The organism is Promicromonospora sp. NPDC059942, assembly GCF_042731755.1.
In the GTDB taxonomy this organism is placed as follows: Bacteria; Actinomycetota; Actinomycetes; order Actinomycetales; family Cellulomonadaceae; genus Promicromonospora.
In genome coordinates, this window is sequence record NZ_JBHWLR010000012.1 from 97,140 (window position 1) to 112,180 (window position 15,041).

The following is a 15,041-nucleotide window of genomic DNA, read 5'->3' on the forward strand; positions in this document are numbered from 1 at the left end:
CATCAGCGAAAGTCCCCGGCATGGTCGATCGCCCACTGCTCGAAGGGGCGGCCGGTCGCGCCGGTGACGGCCGCGTAGTCGGGCGTGGGGACCTCGGGACGGTCGACGGTGCTCGCCCATGACCTGAGGGCGCCGTCGGCCGTCGCCGCGGACCACCCGGCGGACATCAGCGCCTCGCGGACCTCCTGCGCGGGGAGCTCGTCCCAGGTCACCGTCCTCCCGACGGCGGCCCCGATGGCGCGGGCCTGTTCCCGCTGCGTCAGCGCCGAGGGGCCGGTGATCTCCGGTACGGCGCCCACCAGCCGGTCGGTCAGCAGAGCGATCGCGGCGACCTCGGCAAGATCGGCCTCGTGCACGAGCGCCCGGGCGCCCTCGCCGTAGACCCAGCTGACCGTCGACCGTTCCCGCACCTGCTGCGCCCAGCCGAGGGTGTTGGCCGCCATCCCTCCCGACCGCAGGAGCGTCCACTCGACGTCGGAGGCGCGGACGGCCTGCTCGATGTCGGTGTGGAACTGGAGGATCGGGTCGGGGGCGGAGCCGCCGTCGTCCCGGACCCCGATCGCCGAGAGGTAGACGACGCGCCGGACGCGTGCCGTGATCAGGTCGACGACTGCTCGCGTCAGCTCGCCACCGCCCAACGGCCAGACCAGGAAGACGCGATCGACGTCGCGGAGCGCGGCTCGCACGGAGTCGAGGTTCGTCAGGTCCCCGCGCACCACCTCGACGCCGTCGGGCAGGTCGGCGGAGCCCGGGGCGCGGACCATCGCCCGGACCGTCACGTCCTCCCGGCCGGCGGCCAGGCGTCTGACGAGCGCACCACCGACGTTCCCCGTCGCGCCGAGGACCAGGACCCTTGCTGTTCCGGTAGTCATGCGGTGATCGTGCGACTTCGACCTGGGTCGAAGTCAACGCGTGGGTCGCTCGATAGGCTCGTCGAGTGGCCGACCACCGTGAGCAGCAGCCGGAGATGAGCGTGGGGGAGCTGGCCAGGCGCGCCGGGGTCAAGGCCTCGACCGTGCGTTTCTGGGATGAGCACGGTCTGCTCAGGAGCCGGCGCACACCGGGGAACCAGCGGCGTTTCGACGACGTCTCCCTGGCTCAGGTGCGCTTCATCCGGTGGTCGCAGGACGTGGGCGCGTCCCTGGACGCGATCCGGTCCGTCCTGCACAAGCTGCCCGCAGGGGTCGCTCCGAATCGTGCGGTCCAGCTGAGAGCGGCCCGCTGCTGGCGGGAGCACCTGGACCAGGAGTCCCGTGAGCTGCGGGCTCGCTACCAGCGGTTGTCCCAGCCATTGGCGTCGGCTCCTTCGCCTGACGTCTAGCCACCATCATCCGGGCCGGCCGCGGCCGAGCACGCGGCCCGTGACATTGCCGGGCCTCTGGTCAGGTCCGCTGCACACTCGTTTCCACGGCCGGTACAAGGGTCGCGAGCAGCGCGAACGCTGCGCGCATGTCGGCCTGGCTCGGCGTGGGCAACGCGGTCGACCCGCCGATCATCAGGAGGTGCGGTACCAGCGCGGCGACGCGCGCCTGGTCCGGGTCGGGCAGGACATCGCGCCACAGAGAGGTGAGGGACTCGAGCCGTGCCGTGTCGACCCGCTCCTGCGCGGTGCGCGCGGCCGGGTCGGCGAACGCCCATCCGCGGACCGCGGCCTCGAGGCGGGGGTCGAAGGAGAAGTGGTCCGGCAGCCGTGTCAGCGCGTCCCGGGGCGGCAGGTCGGCGACGGCGGCCAGGGCGCGTCCCACCGCATCCAGAGAGTCCTGCTCGTACCTATCCAGGATCGCCTGCCGATAGTCCTCGATCCCGCCGAAGTGGTGATGGAAGGAGCCCTTCGTCAGCCGCAGCCGCCCTGCGATCCTGTCGATTCGTAGGCCTGTGGTTCCTTGCTCGCTGAGAACAACCAGGCCTTCGTCGATCCACTGCTCGCGCGAAATCATCTATAGAACATACCATGCCGCATGGTATGTTCGGCGGATGGTGCTGCTTCCCGACCCTGTCTGGCCCGTCGTCGTGCTCGCCGTGATCTCACTCGTGGACGGCGTCCTGTGCCTCAAGCCTGCCTCCTTCATCGCCGCGTGCTTCGACGACGTCGGCTTTCCTCGCAAGTACTGGTGGGTGGCGTCGCCGATCAAGTTCGCCGCGGCCGCAGGTCTCGTGGCTGGCATCTGGATCCCAGGCCTGGGCGTGCTCACCACCGCCTGCCTGGTGCTGTACTTCGTGCTCGCGATCGCCATGCACGTCAGGGCGCACGACTTCGGCCGGAACCTGTTCCTCAACGCCACGGGGATGCTCCTGCTCTGCGTCGCGACGCTCGTGTTCGCGTGGTCGTGAAGTCCGCCGTCATCGCCATGTCCTCGTGCTCCAGGTTGTGGCAGTGCAGCATGAACGCCTCCGCGTGGTCCGTGAACCGGACTGCCACCCCGACACCTCCCGCGGGCCGCACGTCCACGGTGTCCTTCCAGCCCGCGTCGTACGGACCAGGCCCGCCGTTGTTGCGCCCCACCACCTGGAACGGGTCGAGGTGGACGTGGACCGGGTGGTGGACGTCGGTGATGAAGCGCCACACCTCGATGTCGCCGAGCCGGGGGCGGGCCGACGGGCGACCCGGCCGGTACGGTTCGCCGTTGATCGTCCAGCCGTGGTGCGCGCTGAGCTGGAAGCGGAAGGTCCGCGTGGTCGTGGCGCGGCCGGGGTCCAGCCGCTCGATCGACGAGAGCCGCTCGGGCACCCGGGCGTCGCCGTCCGAGCGGGCCGAGGAGACGTCGAAGCACATCACCTCGGTCGTCCGCCCCTCGCCCAGGCGGTTGAGGAGGCGCACCCGCGTGCCGGGCCTGAACCTGGCGAAGTCGACGTCGACGTCGAACCGCTCCGCCGGCGCGATGTCCAGCGCGTCGTGGGCGAGCGGCCGCTCCAGCAGGCCGCCGTCGCCGCCGGCCTGCACCAGCGCGCCGCCGCCCGACGGTTGCGGGTCGAGCTCCCGCTGCGCTACCAGGCCGAGCCTGCCGTTCACCGTGCGTTGAACGATCGTCAGACCGGGCGCCAGGTCGGCGAGCGCGACCACGTAGCGCGCGATCTGCGCGCCGCCGTCGATCGGGCGGAGGGCGGCCTTGGCCACGCCGCCGCCGCCGGACGTGAACCGCCTCCTGGACGACGTCCTCGGCATCGGCCACAGAGCCGGTGAGCCGGTAGGCAACGCCGATCAGCTGACGGCGCTCGCTCATGATCACGCTCAGCCCGAGGTCGTCGTCGCCCGGCTCGACGTGGGTGCTCACGACGTCGGGGCCGCCCCGCGGGTCGCCGGCGCGAGCTCCCGGGATGCCACGGCAGAGCGGTCCGTCGCGGCGTCGATGATTCTCCCGGCGCCCCGGGGTCTACGGTTCGTTCCCCTCCCGTCGCTTGAAGGAGACATCCGTGAAGCTTCTGCTCACGTCCGCCGGTGTCAAGAACGCGAGCATCCACGACGCGCTGCTCGGCCTGCTCGGTCGGCCGGTCGCCGAGTGTGACGCCCTCTGTATCCCCACCGCGATGTACGGGCATCCCGAGGTCGGTCCGGGAGTCAGGGCGTGGAACTTCATCGCCGGACGCTCTGCCGAGCCGATGACCGAGCTCGGGTGGAAGTCCGTGGGGGTGCTGGAGCTGACGGCGCTGCCCACGATCGACCGCGAGCACTGGGTCCCCAGGCTTCGGGCCGCGGACGTCCTGCTGGTGGCGGGCGGTGATGCCCTGTACCTGAACCACTGGATGCGGGAGTCCGGTGTCGCGGACCTCCTGCCGTCGCTCACCGAGACGGTCTACGTGGGGATGAGCGCGGGCAGCATGGTGATGGCGCCCCGCATCGGGCAGTTCTTCGTCGGGTGGACGCCGCCGTCAGGCGGGGACGCCACGCTGGGGGTCGTCGACTTCTCGATGTTCCCGCACGTCGACCACCCGATGCTGCCGTACAACACGATGGCCGCCGCCGAGCTGTGGGCGGTCGGGATCGGTGGTCCGGCGTACGCGATCGACGACGACACCGCCCTCGTCGTGGTCGACGGGTCCGTCGAGGTCGTGTCCGAGGGGAGCTGGAAGCTCTTTGGCGGCCAGTAGATCGCACGCATGCGTGACGACGTCAGTGTGGGGCTGAGCCCGCGCGCTCGCGGAGGGCGTCGAGCTTCTGCGCGTCGGGAGTGCCCGGGACGGCCCAGTTCATGACGACGTGCAGGTCCGCGCGTTCGATGGTGAGGATGTCGCAGTCCAGGGTGATCGCACCGAGCTCGGGATGGACGACGGTCTTGTGGGAGCCCTCCAGCGGCAGAGTCTCGTAGCGCGCCCAGAGCTCGTCGAAGTGTGCGGACGCCCGCAGGGCATCAATCAGTGCTGTGACGGCGCGGTCGTCGGGGTACCGGTCGGCGGCGCGCCGCAGGTCGGACACCATCATGCGTTCGAACGCATCGGTGTGTGCGGTGTCCCGCTCCACACCGGAGGTTCCCTCCGGTGGCTCGGCCGCGAAGTGTCCCCAGACCATGTTCGGAGCCTGCCCATCACTCGCTGCTCCGGGGTCGAGCACCGCGGGGCTGCCGAACAGCTCGCCCCACAGCGGGTTCCACTGCACGGCGTCCCACGCGGCGGTGAAGACCGCCACCGGTGTGTCGCTCATCCTGTCGATCATGCGCTGGACACCCGCCGGTATCGCTCTCGGGACCGAGCCCGAGGGCGGCGGCATCGAACCGGCGAGACGGTAGAGCACCTCCCGGTCCACGGCGTTCAGCCGTAGTACCTCGGCCAGTGCCCGCAGCACCTGGGGGGAGGGGTTCGCCGCGCGGCCCTGCTCCAGCTGCACCAGGTAGTCGAAGGAGATGTCGGCCATCAGCGCCACCTCCTCACGCCGCAGGCCGGGCACCCGACGGCGGACACCTGCCGGTAGGCCGACGTCGGCCGGCGCGACGCTCTCTCGCCAGGCGCGCAGTGCGGTGCCTAGCTCGGTCAGGGTGGGCATCTGCTCAGTATGAGCGACTGGTCTCGAACCTGGGTGGTACTGCCAGTCATAGCGAGAACGACGCCTGGTGCCGTCTCGGGGGCGCGCAGAGGATCGGTCCCGTCGGCAGGAGGGGCTCTCCGCCCGCCTGCTCGACAGGCCTCCGCAGCGGTCTATGCCGCTGTCCTCGCACAAGAAAGATCTCGTGATGACACAGACCATCGGAATCATCGGCTCCGGCCTGGTCGGCGGTGCGATCGCCCGCCTGGCGGTCGACGCCGGCCACAACGTCGTCCTCAGCAACTCGCGCGGTCCGGAGACGATCTCGGGACTGGTCCGGGAGCTCGGTCCGCTCGCACGTGCCGGCACCGTCGACGAGGCGATCGAAGCGGGAGACATCATCGCGCTCCCGCTTCCGCTCGCCGGCTACGAGGCGCTGCCGGCCGACAAGCTCGCCGGGAAGGTGGTCCTGGACCAGACGAACTACTACCCCGAGTTCTGGCGCCAACCCGAGCTGGACAGCGGCGCGCTCACCTCGAGCGAGCTCGTGCAGCGTCACCTGAAGGACTCGATCGTCATCAAGGGGCTGCACAACTTCGACTGGAACCACATCTACGCCAACGCCCGCCCGGCAGGTGACCTCGACCGGATGACGATCCCGGTCGCCGGGGACGACGACGACGCCAAGCGCCTCGTGGCGCAGTTCCTGGAATCCGTCGGCTACGACGTCATCGATGCCGGCTCGCTCGCCGAGAGCTGGCGCATCGAGCCCGAGTCGCCGATCTACTTCTGGCCCTACGCGCCCGTGGTGCCGGACGGGCTCAGCGAAGACGAGCAGAAGCGTCACTACCTCGAGGCCCCGGTGCCGCCCGTCACGGCCGAGGCCGCTCGGAAGATGATCGACAGCGCTGTGCGCCCGTCGCCCGTCGGCGGAACGCTCGCGAGCATGCCTCCGGCGCACGTCGCCATCTTCATGGCGCTGGCGAGCGGCAACACGATCAAGAAGTAGCCACCCGCAGATGCATGCCCTCCGGACGGCGTCCGTAGCCGGCTCGAGCAGCCGAGCCGCCCGGAGGGCACCGGGTGGTACCCGGAATCCCAGGGAACACGGGCGCCTGTCACCCGCGCGCCGGCGGCCCCAGGATCGATATTGGGCCTGCCCGATCCCGGGCCAGAGATCCAGCCGCCATCACTACCGACCAAGGGACGTTCCATGTCGCACTCACTTTCCGGAAAGACTGCTCTCGTCACCGGGGGCTCCCGGGGGATCGGCCGCTCGATCGCGGAGCGCCTCGCGAGCCAGGGCGCGACCGTCGCGCTCACGTACAACGCGAGCAAGGCCGGCGCCGACGAGGCGGTCACAGCCATCGAGCAGGCCGGAGGGAAGGCCTTCGCGCTGCACACCGACCTCGCCGACGCCGCTTCGATCCCCGGCCTGTTCGAACAGCTCGACCACGAGCTCACGGAGCGTACGGGGAGCACGGCGCTCGACCTGCTCGTCAACAACGCGGGCAACTCGGGCTGGGGCGGCCTGGTGGACACCACGCCCGAGAGCTGGGACACCCTGTTCGCCGTCCACGTGCGGGCGCCGTTCTTCGTGGTGCAGTCGGCGGTGTCCCGCCTCGCCGACGGCGGGCGCGTCGTCAACGTCTCCTCTGCCGCGGGCACCCGGCCCATGCGGTCGGTGCCCGTCTACTCGATGGCCAAGGCGAGCATCAACAACCTGACCCACACGCTCGCGATGGAGCTCGGGCCACGCGGGATCACCGTGAACGCCGTGGCGCCCGGATGGGTGCGCACGGACATGAACACGGCGGTGCGCGAGAACACTGACCTGGTGACCGCGATCGAAGCGGACACCGCGCTGGGCCGTTTCGGCGAGGTCTCCGACATCACGGCGGTGGTCGCATTCCTGACGTCCGACGAGGGCCGCTGGGTGACCGGTCAGGTCATCGAGGCGAGCGGCGGCTACAAGCTCTGACCCTGCTCGCACGGAGACTCGCCACACCCACAGGGGAGAGACATGCGCATCGGAGTAGTCAACGCAGGAAACATCGGACGAGCACTGGCACGGGCCTGGCTCGCCGCCGGCCACGAGGTGATGGTGGCGAAGGACGCCGGCCAGGAGAAGCTGGAGACGTTCCTCGAGCAGAACCCGCGAGCCGTGCGCGGCACACCGGCCGAGGCGGCCGCGCGGTCATCATCGACTCCATGAACCCACTGCGGGTTAGCAGCGACTTCGAGCACTCCTACGACGCCGACTTCATGGCACGGTCGTCCACCAGCGAGGAACTGCAGCGGCGGTTCCCTGGAGCGCGCGTGGTCAAGGCGTTCAACACCATGCCCGCTTCCGTGCTCGACGCACGGCAGAGGCCCACACCGGCGTCGACGCCACCGGTATTCCTCGCCGGCGACGACTCCTCGGCCAAGACCCAGGTGCGTGCGCTCGCGCATGACGCCGGCTTCACTGCGCTCGACGCCGGCCCACTGGCCTCCGCACGTAATATCGAGCACCTCAACGTCCTCGTGCATCTGCTCGCCGAGCACCAGTTCGACGGCGCGCTCGACCGGATTGCGCCGGCCATCGTGGTCGCTGCTGGTGCACCCCATCGCCCGACGTTCCTACGAGTTCCAGTACCACTCGGATGCCAGAGGCCGCGGTCCATACTGGGCAGATGAAGACGCAAACCGAGCTCGGCGCCGCGCTCCGGGCGTGGCGGGGCCGCGTCCGGCCCTCCGACATCGGTCTTGCGGCCGGTGGCGACCGGAGGGTGCCAGGCCTGCGACGCGAGGAGCTGGCCCTGATGGTCGGTATCTCGGTCGACTACCTGGTGCAGCTCGAACAGGGTCGCGCCACCAACCCATCGCCCCAGGTGCTCGGCGCCTTCGCGCAGGTGCTGCGCCTGAACGCGGTCGACCGGGAGCTGCTCTACCGCCTGGCGGGCTCGGTGGCCCCGCCGTCGGGCTCGGTGCCGAGCGAGGTGCCCCGCGGTGTACAGCGAATGATCGACCGGATGAGCGATACACCGGTGGCGGTCTTCACCGCCGCGTGGGACGCCGTGCAGTGGAACCCGCTGTGGGGTGAGCTGTTCGGCAGTCCGACCGAGCACCATGCCCGCGCGAACAACCTCGCCTGGGGTCATTTCGCCGCCAGGAACCAGGCCGGCACCACGCGGGTCGAGCGCGATGCCGACCAGACTGACGCGTTCGAGCGCAGGATGGTGGCCGACCTGCGTCGGGCTCGCGACCGCTACCCGGACGACCGCGCCGTCGCCGAGCTGATCAGCGGCCTGCGCGACGCAAACCCGCGCTTCGACGACCTCTGGGCTCGCTACGAGACCGTCCCGACCGGCCGGTCGCGCAAGACGGTGGTCCACGCCGAGCTCGGCGCGATCACTCTTGACTGCGACATCCTCACGATCGACTGTGCCGACCTGCACATCGTGCTCAACTGGGCCGAGCCTGGTACTCCTGACGCCGACAAGCTCGACCGGCTGCGCGAACGGATTGCCTCAGCGGCGCACCGCAGCTAGGCACCGCCTCCGGCTGTCGCGGCTTCCGCCGCGTACCGCTCCGTAGCGGTCGGCTGCGGGGCGGTCGGCTTCGTGAACCACCCTCCGTAGGTCAGCAGCAGTCCCATGACCGCCAGCGCGGCGAAGAAGATCCGGGCCGCGATCGTCGCGGCCGGCGAGTCCATGGTGGCGTCGACCCCGGTCTGCATCGCGTCGGGCGTGACGATCAGGGCGAACCCGCGGAGAGCTACGAACCACCCGAACAGTGACACGGTGATCGCGAGCGGGCCACGCCAGCTCCGGTGCCCGCCGATGATGATCAGGCCGCCCAGCAGCATCATGGCACCGAGCATCAGGACCAGGATCGGCTGGGCGAACAGGTCGCCGATGCCCTCCATCCCGTCGGGCAGGCGGATCGCGTAGACGGTGGTGAAGGTGGCGACGTAGGGACCGATGACGCGGGCGAACGCCCGGGTTCGCAGCTGTGCCTCGATGCTGGCAGCACGCATGGTCTTACTCCCTCTCCTTGGGGCGGTAGCCGACCTGATGGAGGACGGCGCGCAGGAAGCGCTCGGTGTCCCGCGCCGTGCAGGTGTCCGGGTAGGTGACCAGGTGCTGCCAGCCCGCGCCGGAGAGCAGATCCAGGAGGACCTGCGGGTCGGTGTCCGCGGGCAGCTCCCCGCGGTCCCTGGCCTGCTCGAAGACCTTCATGCGGGTATCGCTGCGCTGGTCCCCGAACTGGCCCTGGTAGGCACGCGCGATCTCGGGGTAGTCCTCGAACGCGCCGTAGAGCCGACGCAGGAGCCGGCGCTGGCGGGTGTCGGCGAGGACGGACGCCCAGCCGGTCAGCAGGTGCTCGACGTCGCGGATCTCCGGCGTCGCCGACGGATTTCCGTTGGCGGCCTCGAACGCGGCCAGCAGGAGCTGGGTCTTGTCCGGGAAGCGCCGGTACACCGTGGCCCTGGTGACCCCCGCACGCCGGGCCACCTGCTCGACGCTGGTCGCGTCCGCGCCGCGTTCGATCAACAGGTCGAGGGCGGCAGCCAGGATGGCGGCGTCGGCCTCGCTGCTGCGCGGCCGGCCGGGGGCGCGGTCGGTGGTTCCCATGCAACTTACAATACAGTGCAGCTCTGTATTGTAAATAGGGCCGGCGCGCGAACTACGACTCCGGGCGCGATGAGGGTGCTGCGGTGAAGAGGCGGTCCAGGTGTTGATCGATCGCGGCCAGTGCGGCCCGGGGGTCGATCACCCCGAGCTCGAGCAGAGGCGTGAACCCGGTCAGCGCGATGATGAGATCTGTCTCGATGTCCGGGTCTCGGTCCGGGGCGATCTGGCCCCGAGTGATCGCCTGTCGGACGAGCCGCTCGACCATGGCGCGACCGTCACGGAGCCCGAGGGCCGCCCGCTCGCGCAGTGCCGGATCGTGCAGGGCCTCCAGGACGTAGGCGGCGCTCATCCGGGAAGAGGCGCGGGAGTCGGCGTGCAGGGGCAGCATCTCGACGAGCACCAGGCGCAGCACGTCCCTGGGGTGCGGCGGTTGGTCGAGCTCGGCCAGTCCGCGGGTGACCCGGTCGCCGGTCCGGTCGGCGGCGCGCTCCATCGCGAAGGTCAGCATCGCCTCGCGGGTCGCGAAGTAGTGCTGCAGCTGCCCGAGCGAGACCCCTGCTTCGCGGGCGACCTCACGCAGCGTCGCCCGGGTCCAGCCGTGCTGGTCGACGACCCGCCACAGTGCCTGGGCGATCGCCTCGCGTCGTTCCTGGTGGTCCACGAGCTTCGGCACCCGGCCCCCTCTCTGTTTCAATACGCATGACATAATACATGCGTATTGAAACCCTGCACCGGAGTGACGATGGCTGATGACCCGCACCCACCGCCCGCGTTCTTCAACGCGTACGCCGTCGCCATCGACGAGGAGGTGGCGATCGGGCTGCTGGCTGACATGCACATCCGGAGGGCGATCGAACGTGGCGAGTTCGACAACCTGCCCGGGAGCGGCAAGCCGCTCGACCTGCCTGACCGCCACGACCCCGACTGGTGGCTGAAGAACCTGATGAAGCGCGACGGGTTCGTGCAGCTGCCGCCCTCGATCCAGCTGCGGAAGGAGGACGCTGCGCTGGACGAACGCCTCGACGAGATGTGGAGCGAGGCGGACGTGCGCCAGGAGATCGAGGAGTTCAACGGGCGAGTGCTTCGTGGTCGCTACCAGCCGCCCGCCGGACCGCCCTTGGTCACCATGCCGCGGGACGTCGAGGCGACGGTTTCCGCGTGGGCGGACCGAAGGGCAGCGCGAGCCGCGGAGGCGCGAGCGAGCGCACGCGCGGAGGCACCTGATGAGAGCCGTCGCCACCGTCGGCGCATCCGTCGGCGCCAGGGCCCGACCAGCACGGCGACCGGCTCGGATGCCGTGCGAGACGCTCCGCGGCATGCGTAGGGTGAATTTCCGATCAGATGTCGATCTGGAGGTGCGCGATGAGCTTGCCGACGACCATGCGAGCCGCACGGATCACCGCACACGGTGGTCCTGAGGTCATCGAGGTGGCCGACGTTCCGTTGCCGGCCCCGGCCGAGGGCGAGGTGTTGGTCGAGGTGGGTGCGGTGGCGTTGAACAACACCGACCTGTGGACCCGGGAGGGCGCGTACGGCCGGCCGGATGACGCGCGGGCCCGGTCGGGCTGGAGGGGGCCGATCGAGTTTCCTCGGATCCAGGGGGCGGACGTCGCCGGGCACGTCGCGAAGGTCGGTGCGGGAGTCGACCCCGGACTCGCCGGCCGCCGGGTGGTGGTGGACCCCGCGATCTACGACGGCGAGGAACCCGACGCGAACCCGGTGGGTCTCATGGGCAGCGAGCGCGATGGTGGCTATGCCCAGTACGTGACGGCTCGCGTCGATCGAGTGCACGACGTGACCGCCTCGCCCCTCACCGACGACCAGCTCGCAAGCCTGCCGACCGCCTACGGGACGGCGCTGGGCATGATCGAGCGCGGCCGGCTGCGCGCGGGGGAGACCGTCCTGGTTTCTGGTGCGTCGGGCGGTGTGGGTCTTGCGGCCGTGCAGATCGCCCGGGCACGGGGCGCGCGCGTCGTCGCCATCAGCAGCGGCCCGAAGACGGGCGCGGTCCGGGACGCCGGTGCCGACGAGGTCGTCGACCGGGCCGAGCCCGTCGTCGGACAGGTCCGCGCCGCCGCGCCGGAGGGAATCGACGTCGTGCTCGACGTCGTGGCCGGCGATCTGGTCGGCGACGGCCTGCCGCTGCTGCGCGAGGGCGGCAGGTGGGTGGTCGCCGGGGCGTTGGGCGGTTACGAGGTGACCTTCGACGTCCGGCGGCTGTACCTGCACAACGCGCAGGTGATCGGCTCCGCGATGCATACGCCCACGCACTTCGCGCTGCTCATGGACCTCGCGAGGCGCGGGGAGATCCAGCCCGTCGTCGCTGCCGAGTTCCCGTTGGACCAGGCCGCTCTGGCTCAGGAAGAACTGGCCCGTCGGCGCCACGTGGGCAAGCTGGTCCTGCACCCGGACGGGACGTCAGCGCCGGGCGGAGCCCGCGCGCTCGCGCAGGGCATCTAGGGCGGGGGTGTCCCGAGGAGTGCCTTCTCCGGCGTGCCCCGACGAGCGCTCTGGGGCGTGACCCCGGTCCAGGCCCGGAAGGCTCGGTAGAAGGAGGTGGTGTCCCCGTATCCCAGGAGATAGGCGACCTCAGTGGTGCGCAGGCCTTCGACGTCGAGGTAGTGGCGGGCGAGCTCCTCGCGGGTGGCGGTCAGGACGCCCTGGAACGTGGTGCCCTCCTTCCGGAGCTGGCGTTGCAGGGTGCGCGGGCTGGTCGCCAGGCGGCTGGTGACGGCGCCGATCGAGGCGTCGCCCGCCGGCAGGGTGTCGCGCAGGGCGGCACGGACCCGGTCGGTGACGGTTGCCGAGGCGTCGAGATCGGACAGCCGACGTCGCAGGTCGGGTGCGAACACCCGCCACATGGCCTCGTTCTCGGTCAGGAAGGGCCGGGACGCGTCCGCGGTGCCGAACGTGATCGAGTACGTACCGGACGTGCGGACCCGGGCGCCGAGATACTCCTCGAGCCGGGGGAGGTTCGCGGGTCGGTCCGCAACCGTCACACGTGAGGGGCGGACGGGCTCGCGGGTGGCGATGCGGGCGAGCGCCACCCAGAACACCAGCTCCACGACCGCCAGGAGCGGCGGTGGAGCTGATGCCGCCGACGTCGGCCAGGTGTAGGAGATCGTCAGGCCCTGACCGGTCTCGGCGGACATCCGCAGAGGGCCCATGAGCGCCTTGTAGGTGGCGACGCGGCGGGCGGCGGCGGTCAGGTCGGTACTGCACAGGGCGGCGAACAGCGGCGGGGAGAACATCTCGACCGAGATCGCCCTGCCGATGTCGACCGCCAGGGACCGGTCACCTCCCTCGACCTCCAGGGCGGTCCAGAACCGGTAGTACTCGTCGGCCGACAGCTCGATGGGGCGTCTTGCGAACAGGTCCGCCGGGAGCCGCGCCCGGCGGAGCACGACGGGCGGGGCGATGCCGATGTCGCGCAGCAGCGCCTGGACGGTCGGCTCCAGCTCGAATCGTTCTCCAGCCACCATCGCAGCCTAGGCCCGGAGAGCGCCCACCGGTATGCAGATCACGCCAAGGTCCTCGCACGGCGCGCCACCCCACGGTGGCGCGATCTGCAACTGGTTCGGCGCGGTGGGCCAGTGAATCCACGGGCCGGCGCCTCTAGCTTGGGTGAGGTCCGCATCGCAGAAGTGCAGTCACAGGAACAAGGAGCCACACATGGCCGACAAGATCGCCCTCGTCACCGGAGCGTCCTCCGGTATCGGTGAGGCCACCGCCCTCGAGCTGGCCTCGGCCGGCTACGTCGTGTACGCGGCCGCCCGCCGCGCCGGACGCATGGAGCACCTCAAGGATGCCGGCATCCGCCCCATCTCCATGGACGTCACCGACGAGGACTCGATGCGGGCCGGGATCGACCTGATCGTCGCCGAGGCGGGGCGGATCGACGTGCTGGTCAACAACGCCGGGTACGGCTCGTACGGAGCGCTCGAGGATGTCCCGATGGACGAGGCGCGCTACCAGTTCGAGGTCAACGTCTTCGGCGCCGCCCGCCTGACCCAGCTCGTCCTGCCGCACATGCGGGCCAACCGCTCCGGCAAGATCGTCAACGTCACCTCGATGGGCGGCAAGATCCACACCCCGCTGGGCGCCTGGTACCACGCCACCAAGTTCGCCCTGGAAGCCATCAGCGACTGCCTGCGCCTGGAGCTCGAGCCGTTCGGCATCGACGTCATCGTGATCGAGCCCGGCGGCATCAGGACCGAGTGGGGAAGCATCGCCGCAGACAAGCTCCGCGCCGTGTCTGCCGAGGGCCCGTACGCACCCCAGGGCAACGCCGTCGCCACATCCCTGACCCAGGAGACCCGATCATCCTCCCCGGCACTGATCGGACGCACCATCACCAAGGCGGTCCAGGCCTCCAAGCCCAGGACGCGCTACGCCGTGGGGTTCGGCGCCAAGCCGCTGATCCTCCTGCGCGACGTCCTGCCCGACCGCACGTACGACGTCCTGATCCGCAGGGCAACCGGGGTGCCCGCCTGAGCGATGGACTGCCCGCGTGCTGCAGGGCATTCCTCGGTCAGGAGCATCGTGGTCCGATCGCCTCGGCGTGCGCCGCTCCGGCAAGGGGGGCGGCGCACGCCGAGGCGATCGGCACGGTCATGGTGCCCACCTGGCGTAGTCACTCGCACGTCGAGGCGCCGTCGGCTCTCACGTCAGGCCTCCGGGTCCGACGGCAGCTCCAGCCGGCGCAGCCGCACGTAGGAGCCGGCCATGTGCTCCTCGACGGCCTTCCGGGCCCGCGCGGGATCGCCCTCGCTGAGCACCGTCCGCAGCTCCTGGTGCTCCGCGTACCCGACGGTGGGGAAGTCAGGGAAGTTGGCGTTGCGCGTGTGTAGGAAGAACGCCACCTGGCTACGGAGCGAGGTCCACACCCGGCGTAGCCGCGCGTGGTCGGCGGCGTCGTAGATGACGTCGTGGAAGGCGAGGTCCAGGCGGACGGCCTCCTGCGGCTGGATGGAGCCGGAGCTCGCCCGCATGGCCGCAAGGATGCGGTCCATCTCGGCGAGGTGGTCGCTCGTCAGCCGCGTCGCCGCCCGCTCGGCGGCCAGGGCCTCGATGGCGGCGCGCAGGCTGTGCACCTCGTCGACGTCCTTCTGGGTCAGGACGCTGACGAAGGCGCCGCGGTGCCGCCGGATCTCCACCTGGCCCTCGGCCTCGAGGGTGGCGAGCGCCTCGCGGATCGGTCCGCGGCTCACGTCGAGCGCCGAGGCGAGCTCGGACTCGCGCAGGTGCTCGCCCGGGCTCAGCTTCCCGGTGGCGATCTGTTCTCGGATCACGCCCACCACGTAGTCGGCGAGGGTGGGCCGCGGTGCCGTCCCGAGCGGATTCATCTGGGGCTCTCCTGTCGTCACGTCTCTATCGTTCCATCGCTTGCTCGTCGATCGATCGGTTAATTGTTAGTTGTTGACAATCTACCGCAGCACGCCCTAGCGTCGGTCACCGGTCGTCGACGA

Annotated in this window: 20 protein-coding genes; 11 read left to right on the forward strand and 9 right to left on the reverse strand. The window is 70.4% G+C overall.

What is annotated here, in order from left to right; all coding sequences use genetic code 11:
* Nucleotides 1-2: 2 nt before the first annotated feature.
* Nucleotides 3-872, reverse strand: a complete 870-nt coding sequence (locus ACFV9Q_RS19450) for an SDR family oxidoreductase (RefSeq protein WP_377235752.1) — start codon at nucleotides 870-872, stop codon at nucleotides 3-5.
* 65 nt (nucleotides 873-937) lie between these two features.
* Here ACFV9Q_RS19450 and ACFV9Q_RS19455 point away from each other — a divergent pair, with 65 nt between their 5' ends.
* A complete protein-coding gene (locus ACFV9Q_RS19455) occupies nucleotides 938-1,321 on the forward strand; it encodes a MerR family transcriptional regulator (protein WP_377235753.1) in 384 nt (127 codons plus the stop codon).
* 61 nt (nucleotides 1,322-1,382) lie between these two features.
* On the opposite strand, the gene ACFV9Q_RS19460 is transcribed toward ACFV9Q_RS19455, so the two are convergent.
* The gene (locus ACFV9Q_RS19460; protein WP_377235754.1) at nucleotides 1,383-1,937 is read right to left on the reverse strand and encodes a TetR/AcrR family transcriptional regulator; all 555 of its coding nucleotides are present in this window, start codon (nucleotides 1,935-1,937) and stop codon (nucleotides 1,383-1,385) included.
* 37 nt (nucleotides 1,938-1,974) lie between these two features.
* Here ACFV9Q_RS19460 and ACFV9Q_RS19465 point away from each other — a divergent pair, with 37 nt between their 5' ends.
* Nucleotides 1,975-2,331, forward strand: a complete 357-nt coding sequence (locus tag ACFV9Q_RS19465; RefSeq protein ID WP_377235755.1) for a DoxX family protein — start codon at nucleotides 1,975-1,977, stop codon at nucleotides 2,329-2,331.
* Here the strand turns inward: ACFV9Q_RS19465 and ACFV9Q_RS19470 are convergent.
* Complete coding sequence (locus ACFV9Q_RS19470) at nucleotides 2,273-3,163, reverse strand: multicopper oxidase family protein (RefSeq protein WP_377235756.1); 891 nt, start codon at nucleotides 3,161-3,163, stop codon at nucleotides 2,273-2,275. The genes ACFV9Q_RS19465 and ACFV9Q_RS19470 overlap by 59 nt on opposite strands.
* Nucleotides 3,164-3,411: 248 nt before the next feature.
* On the opposite strand from ACFV9Q_RS19470, the gene ACFV9Q_RS19475 reads away from it, so the two are divergent.
* Complete coding sequence (locus ACFV9Q_RS19475; RefSeq protein WP_377235757.1) at nucleotides 3,412-4,086, forward strand: Type 1 glutamine amidotransferase-like domain-containing protein; 675 nt, start codon at nucleotides 3,412-3,414, stop codon at nucleotides 4,084-4,086.
* A 22-nt stretch (nucleotides 4,087-4,108) separates the two neighbouring features.
* On the opposite strand, the gene ACFV9Q_RS19480 is transcribed toward ACFV9Q_RS19475, so the two are convergent.
* Nucleotides 4,109-4,975: a helix-turn-helix domain-containing protein gene (locus tag ACFV9Q_RS19480; protein ID WP_377235758.1), complete on the reverse strand. Its 867-nt coding sequence runs from the start codon at nucleotides 4,973-4,975 to the stop codon at nucleotides 4,109-4,111.
* A gap of 187 nt (nucleotides 4,976-5,162) precedes the next feature.
* On the opposite strand from ACFV9Q_RS19480, the gene ACFV9Q_RS19485 reads away from it, so the two are divergent.
* The 5 genes from ACFV9Q_RS19485 to ACFV9Q_RS19505 all read left to right on the forward strand — a co-directional run bounded on the left by ACFV9Q_RS19485 (nucleotide 5,163) and on the right by ACFV9Q_RS19505 (nucleotide 8,487).
* A complete protein-coding gene (locus tag ACFV9Q_RS19485; RefSeq protein WP_377235759.1) occupies nucleotides 5,163-5,963 on the forward strand; it encodes an NADPH-dependent F420 reductase in 801 nt (266 codons plus the stop codon).
* Nucleotides 5,964-6,167: 204 nt separating this feature from the next.
* Nucleotides 6,168-6,935, forward strand: a complete 768-nt coding sequence (locus ACFV9Q_RS19490) for an SDR family NAD(P)-dependent oxidoreductase (protein ID WP_377235760.1) — start codon at nucleotides 6,168-6,170, stop codon at nucleotides 6,933-6,935.
* A 42-nt stretch (nucleotides 6,936-6,977) separates the two neighbouring features.
* Nucleotides 6,978-7,169: an NAD(P)-binding domain-containing protein gene (locus ACFV9Q_RS19495; RefSeq protein WP_377235761.1), complete on the forward strand. Its 192-nt coding sequence runs from the start codon at nucleotides 6,978-6,980 to the stop codon at nucleotides 7,167-7,169.
* Nucleotides 7,166-7,633 (forward strand): NADPH-dependent F420 reductase, encoded by a 468-nt coding sequence (locus tag ACFV9Q_RS19500; RefSeq protein WP_377235762.1) that lies wholly within the window; start codon nucleotides 7,166-7,168, stop codon nucleotides 7,631-7,633. Before ACFV9Q_RS19495 ends, ACFV9Q_RS19500 begins: the two co-directional genes overlap by 4 nt.
* Nucleotides 7,630-8,487 (forward strand): helix-turn-helix domain-containing protein, encoded by an 858-nt coding sequence (locus ACFV9Q_RS19505; protein WP_377235763.1) that lies wholly within the window; start codon nucleotides 7,630-7,632, stop codon nucleotides 8,485-8,487. The genes ACFV9Q_RS19500 and ACFV9Q_RS19505 overlap by 4 nt, the downstream gene beginning before the upstream one ends.
* Here the strand turns inward: ACFV9Q_RS19505 and ACFV9Q_RS19510 are convergent.
* Genes ACFV9Q_RS19510 through ACFV9Q_RS19520 form a run of 3 tightly spaced genes read right to left on the reverse strand, consistent with a single transcriptional unit; the run spans nucleotide 8,484 to nucleotide 10,246 of the window.
* Nucleotides 8,484-8,975, reverse strand: a complete 492-nt coding sequence (locus tag ACFV9Q_RS19510; protein ID WP_377235764.1) for a hypothetical protein — start codon at nucleotides 8,973-8,975, stop codon at nucleotides 8,484-8,486. The genes ACFV9Q_RS19505 and ACFV9Q_RS19510 overlap by 4 nt on opposite strands.
* 4 nt (nucleotides 8,976-8,979) lie before the next feature.
* Nucleotides 8,980-9,573 carry a TetR/AcrR family transcriptional regulator gene (locus ACFV9Q_RS19515; RefSeq protein WP_377235765.1) on the reverse strand — a complete coding sequence of 198 codons (594 nt, stop codon included), beginning with the start codon at nucleotides 9,571-9,573 and terminating at the stop codon, nucleotides 8,980-8,982.
* A gap of 52 nt (nucleotides 9,574-9,625) precedes the next feature.
* A complete protein-coding gene (locus ACFV9Q_RS19520; protein ID WP_377235766.1) occupies nucleotides 9,626-10,246 on the reverse strand; it encodes a TetR/AcrR family transcriptional regulator in 621 nt (206 codons plus the stop codon).
* Nucleotides 10,247-10,315: 69 nt separating this feature from the next.
* Between ACFV9Q_RS19520 and ACFV9Q_RS19525 the strand changes: the two genes are divergently transcribed.
* Together ACFV9Q_RS19525 and ACFV9Q_RS19530 are read left to right on the forward strand one after the other, a co-directional pair.
* A complete protein-coding gene (locus ACFV9Q_RS19525) occupies nucleotides 10,316-10,897 on the forward strand; it encodes a DUF1992 domain-containing protein (RefSeq protein ID WP_377235767.1) in 582 nt (193 codons plus the stop codon).
* Between the two features lie 38 nt (nucleotides 10,898-10,935).
* Nucleotides 10,936-12,033, forward strand: coding sequence for a zinc-binding dehydrogenase (locus tag ACFV9Q_RS19530; RefSeq protein ID WP_377235768.1), 1,098 nt, complete (start codon nucleotides 10,936-10,938; stop codon nucleotides 12,031-12,033).
* On the opposite strand, the gene ACFV9Q_RS19535 is transcribed toward ACFV9Q_RS19530, so the two are convergent.
* Nucleotides 12,030-13,052, reverse strand: a complete 1,023-nt coding sequence (locus ACFV9Q_RS19535; RefSeq protein ID WP_377235769.1) for an AraC family transcriptional regulator ligand-binding domain-containing protein — start codon at nucleotides 13,050-13,052, stop codon at nucleotides 12,030-12,032. The two genes, ACFV9Q_RS19530 and ACFV9Q_RS19535, sit on opposite strands and share 4 nt — an antisense overlap.
* 193 nt (nucleotides 13,053-13,245) lie before the next feature.
* On the opposite strand from ACFV9Q_RS19535, the gene ACFV9Q_RS19540 reads away from it, so the two are divergent.
* Nucleotides 13,246-14,067 (forward strand): oxidoreductase, encoded by an 822-nt coding sequence (locus ACFV9Q_RS19540; RefSeq protein ID WP_377235770.1) that lies wholly within the window; start codon nucleotides 13,246-13,248, stop codon nucleotides 14,065-14,067.
* A gap of 173 nt (nucleotides 14,068-14,240) precedes the next feature.
* On the opposite strand, the gene ACFV9Q_RS19545 is transcribed toward ACFV9Q_RS19540, so the two are convergent.
* On the reverse strand, nucleotides 14,241-14,918 hold the full coding sequence (locus ACFV9Q_RS19545; protein WP_377235771.1) for a GntR family transcriptional regulator: 678 nt from the start codon (nucleotides 14,916-14,918) through the stop codon (nucleotides 14,241-14,243).
* Between the last annotated feature and the right edge of the window lie 123 nt (nucleotides 14,919-15,041).

Coding starts and splice junctions, on each gene's coding strand:
- ACFV9Q_RS19500 (WP_377235762.1), top strand. CDS start 7,166: ATGAACCCACTGCGGGTTAGCAGCGACTTCGAGCACTCCTACGACGCC.
- ACFV9Q_RS19470 (WP_377235756.1), bottom strand. CDS start 3,163: ATGCCGAGGACGTCGTCCAGGAGGCGGTTCACGTCCGGCGGCGGCGGC.
- ACFV9Q_RS19540 (WP_377235770.1), top strand. CDS start 13,246: ATGGCCGACAAGATCGCCCTCGTCACCGGAGCGTCCTCCGGTATCGGT.
- ACFV9Q_RS19485 (WP_377235759.1), top strand. CDS start 5,163: ATGACACAGACCATCGGAATCATCGGCTCCGGCCTGGTCGGCGGTGCG.
- ACFV9Q_RS19515 (WP_377235765.1), bottom strand. CDS start 9,573: ATGGGAACCACCGACCGCGCCCCCGGCCGGCCGCGCAGCAGCGAGGCC.
- ACFV9Q_RS19450 (WP_377235752.1), bottom strand. CDS start 872: ATGACTACCGGAACAGCAAGGGTCCTGGTCCTCGGCGCGACGGGGAAC.
- ACFV9Q_RS19465 (WP_377235755.1), top strand. CDS start 1,975: ATGGTGCTGCTTCCCGACCCTGTCTGGCCCGTCGTCGTGCTCGCCGTG.
- ACFV9Q_RS19460 (WP_377235754.1), bottom strand. CDS start 1,937: ATGATTTCGCGCGAGCAGTGGATCGACGAAGGCCTGGTTGTTCTCAGC.
- ACFV9Q_RS19530 (WP_377235768.1), top strand. CDS start 10,936: ATGAGCTTGCCGACGACCATGCGAGCCGCACGGATCACCGCACACGGT.
- ACFV9Q_RS19495 (WP_377235761.1), top strand. CDS start 6,978: ATGCGCATCGGAGTAGTCAACGCAGGAAACATCGGACGAGCACTGGCA.
- ACFV9Q_RS19545 (WP_377235771.1), bottom strand. CDS start 14,918: ATGAATCCGCTCGGGACGGCACCGCGGCCCACCCTCGCCGACTACGTG.
- ACFV9Q_RS19505 (WP_377235763.1), top strand. CDS start 7,630: ATGAAGACGCAAACCGAGCTCGGCGCCGCGCTCCGGGCGTGGCGGGGC.
- ACFV9Q_RS19525 (WP_377235767.1), top strand. CDS start 10,316: ATGGCTGATGACCCGCACCCACCGCCCGCGTTCTTCAACGCGTACGCC.
- ACFV9Q_RS19490 (WP_377235760.1), top strand. CDS start 6,168: ATGTCGCACTCACTTTCCGGAAAGACTGCTCTCGTCACCGGGGGCTCC.
- ACFV9Q_RS19480 (WP_377235758.1), bottom strand. CDS start 4,975: ATGCCCACCCTGACCGAGCTAGGCACCGCACTGCGCGCCTGGCGAGAG.
- ACFV9Q_RS19510 (WP_377235764.1), bottom strand. CDS start 8,975: ATGCGTGCTGCCAGCATCGAGGCACAGCTGCGAACCCGGGCGTTCGCC.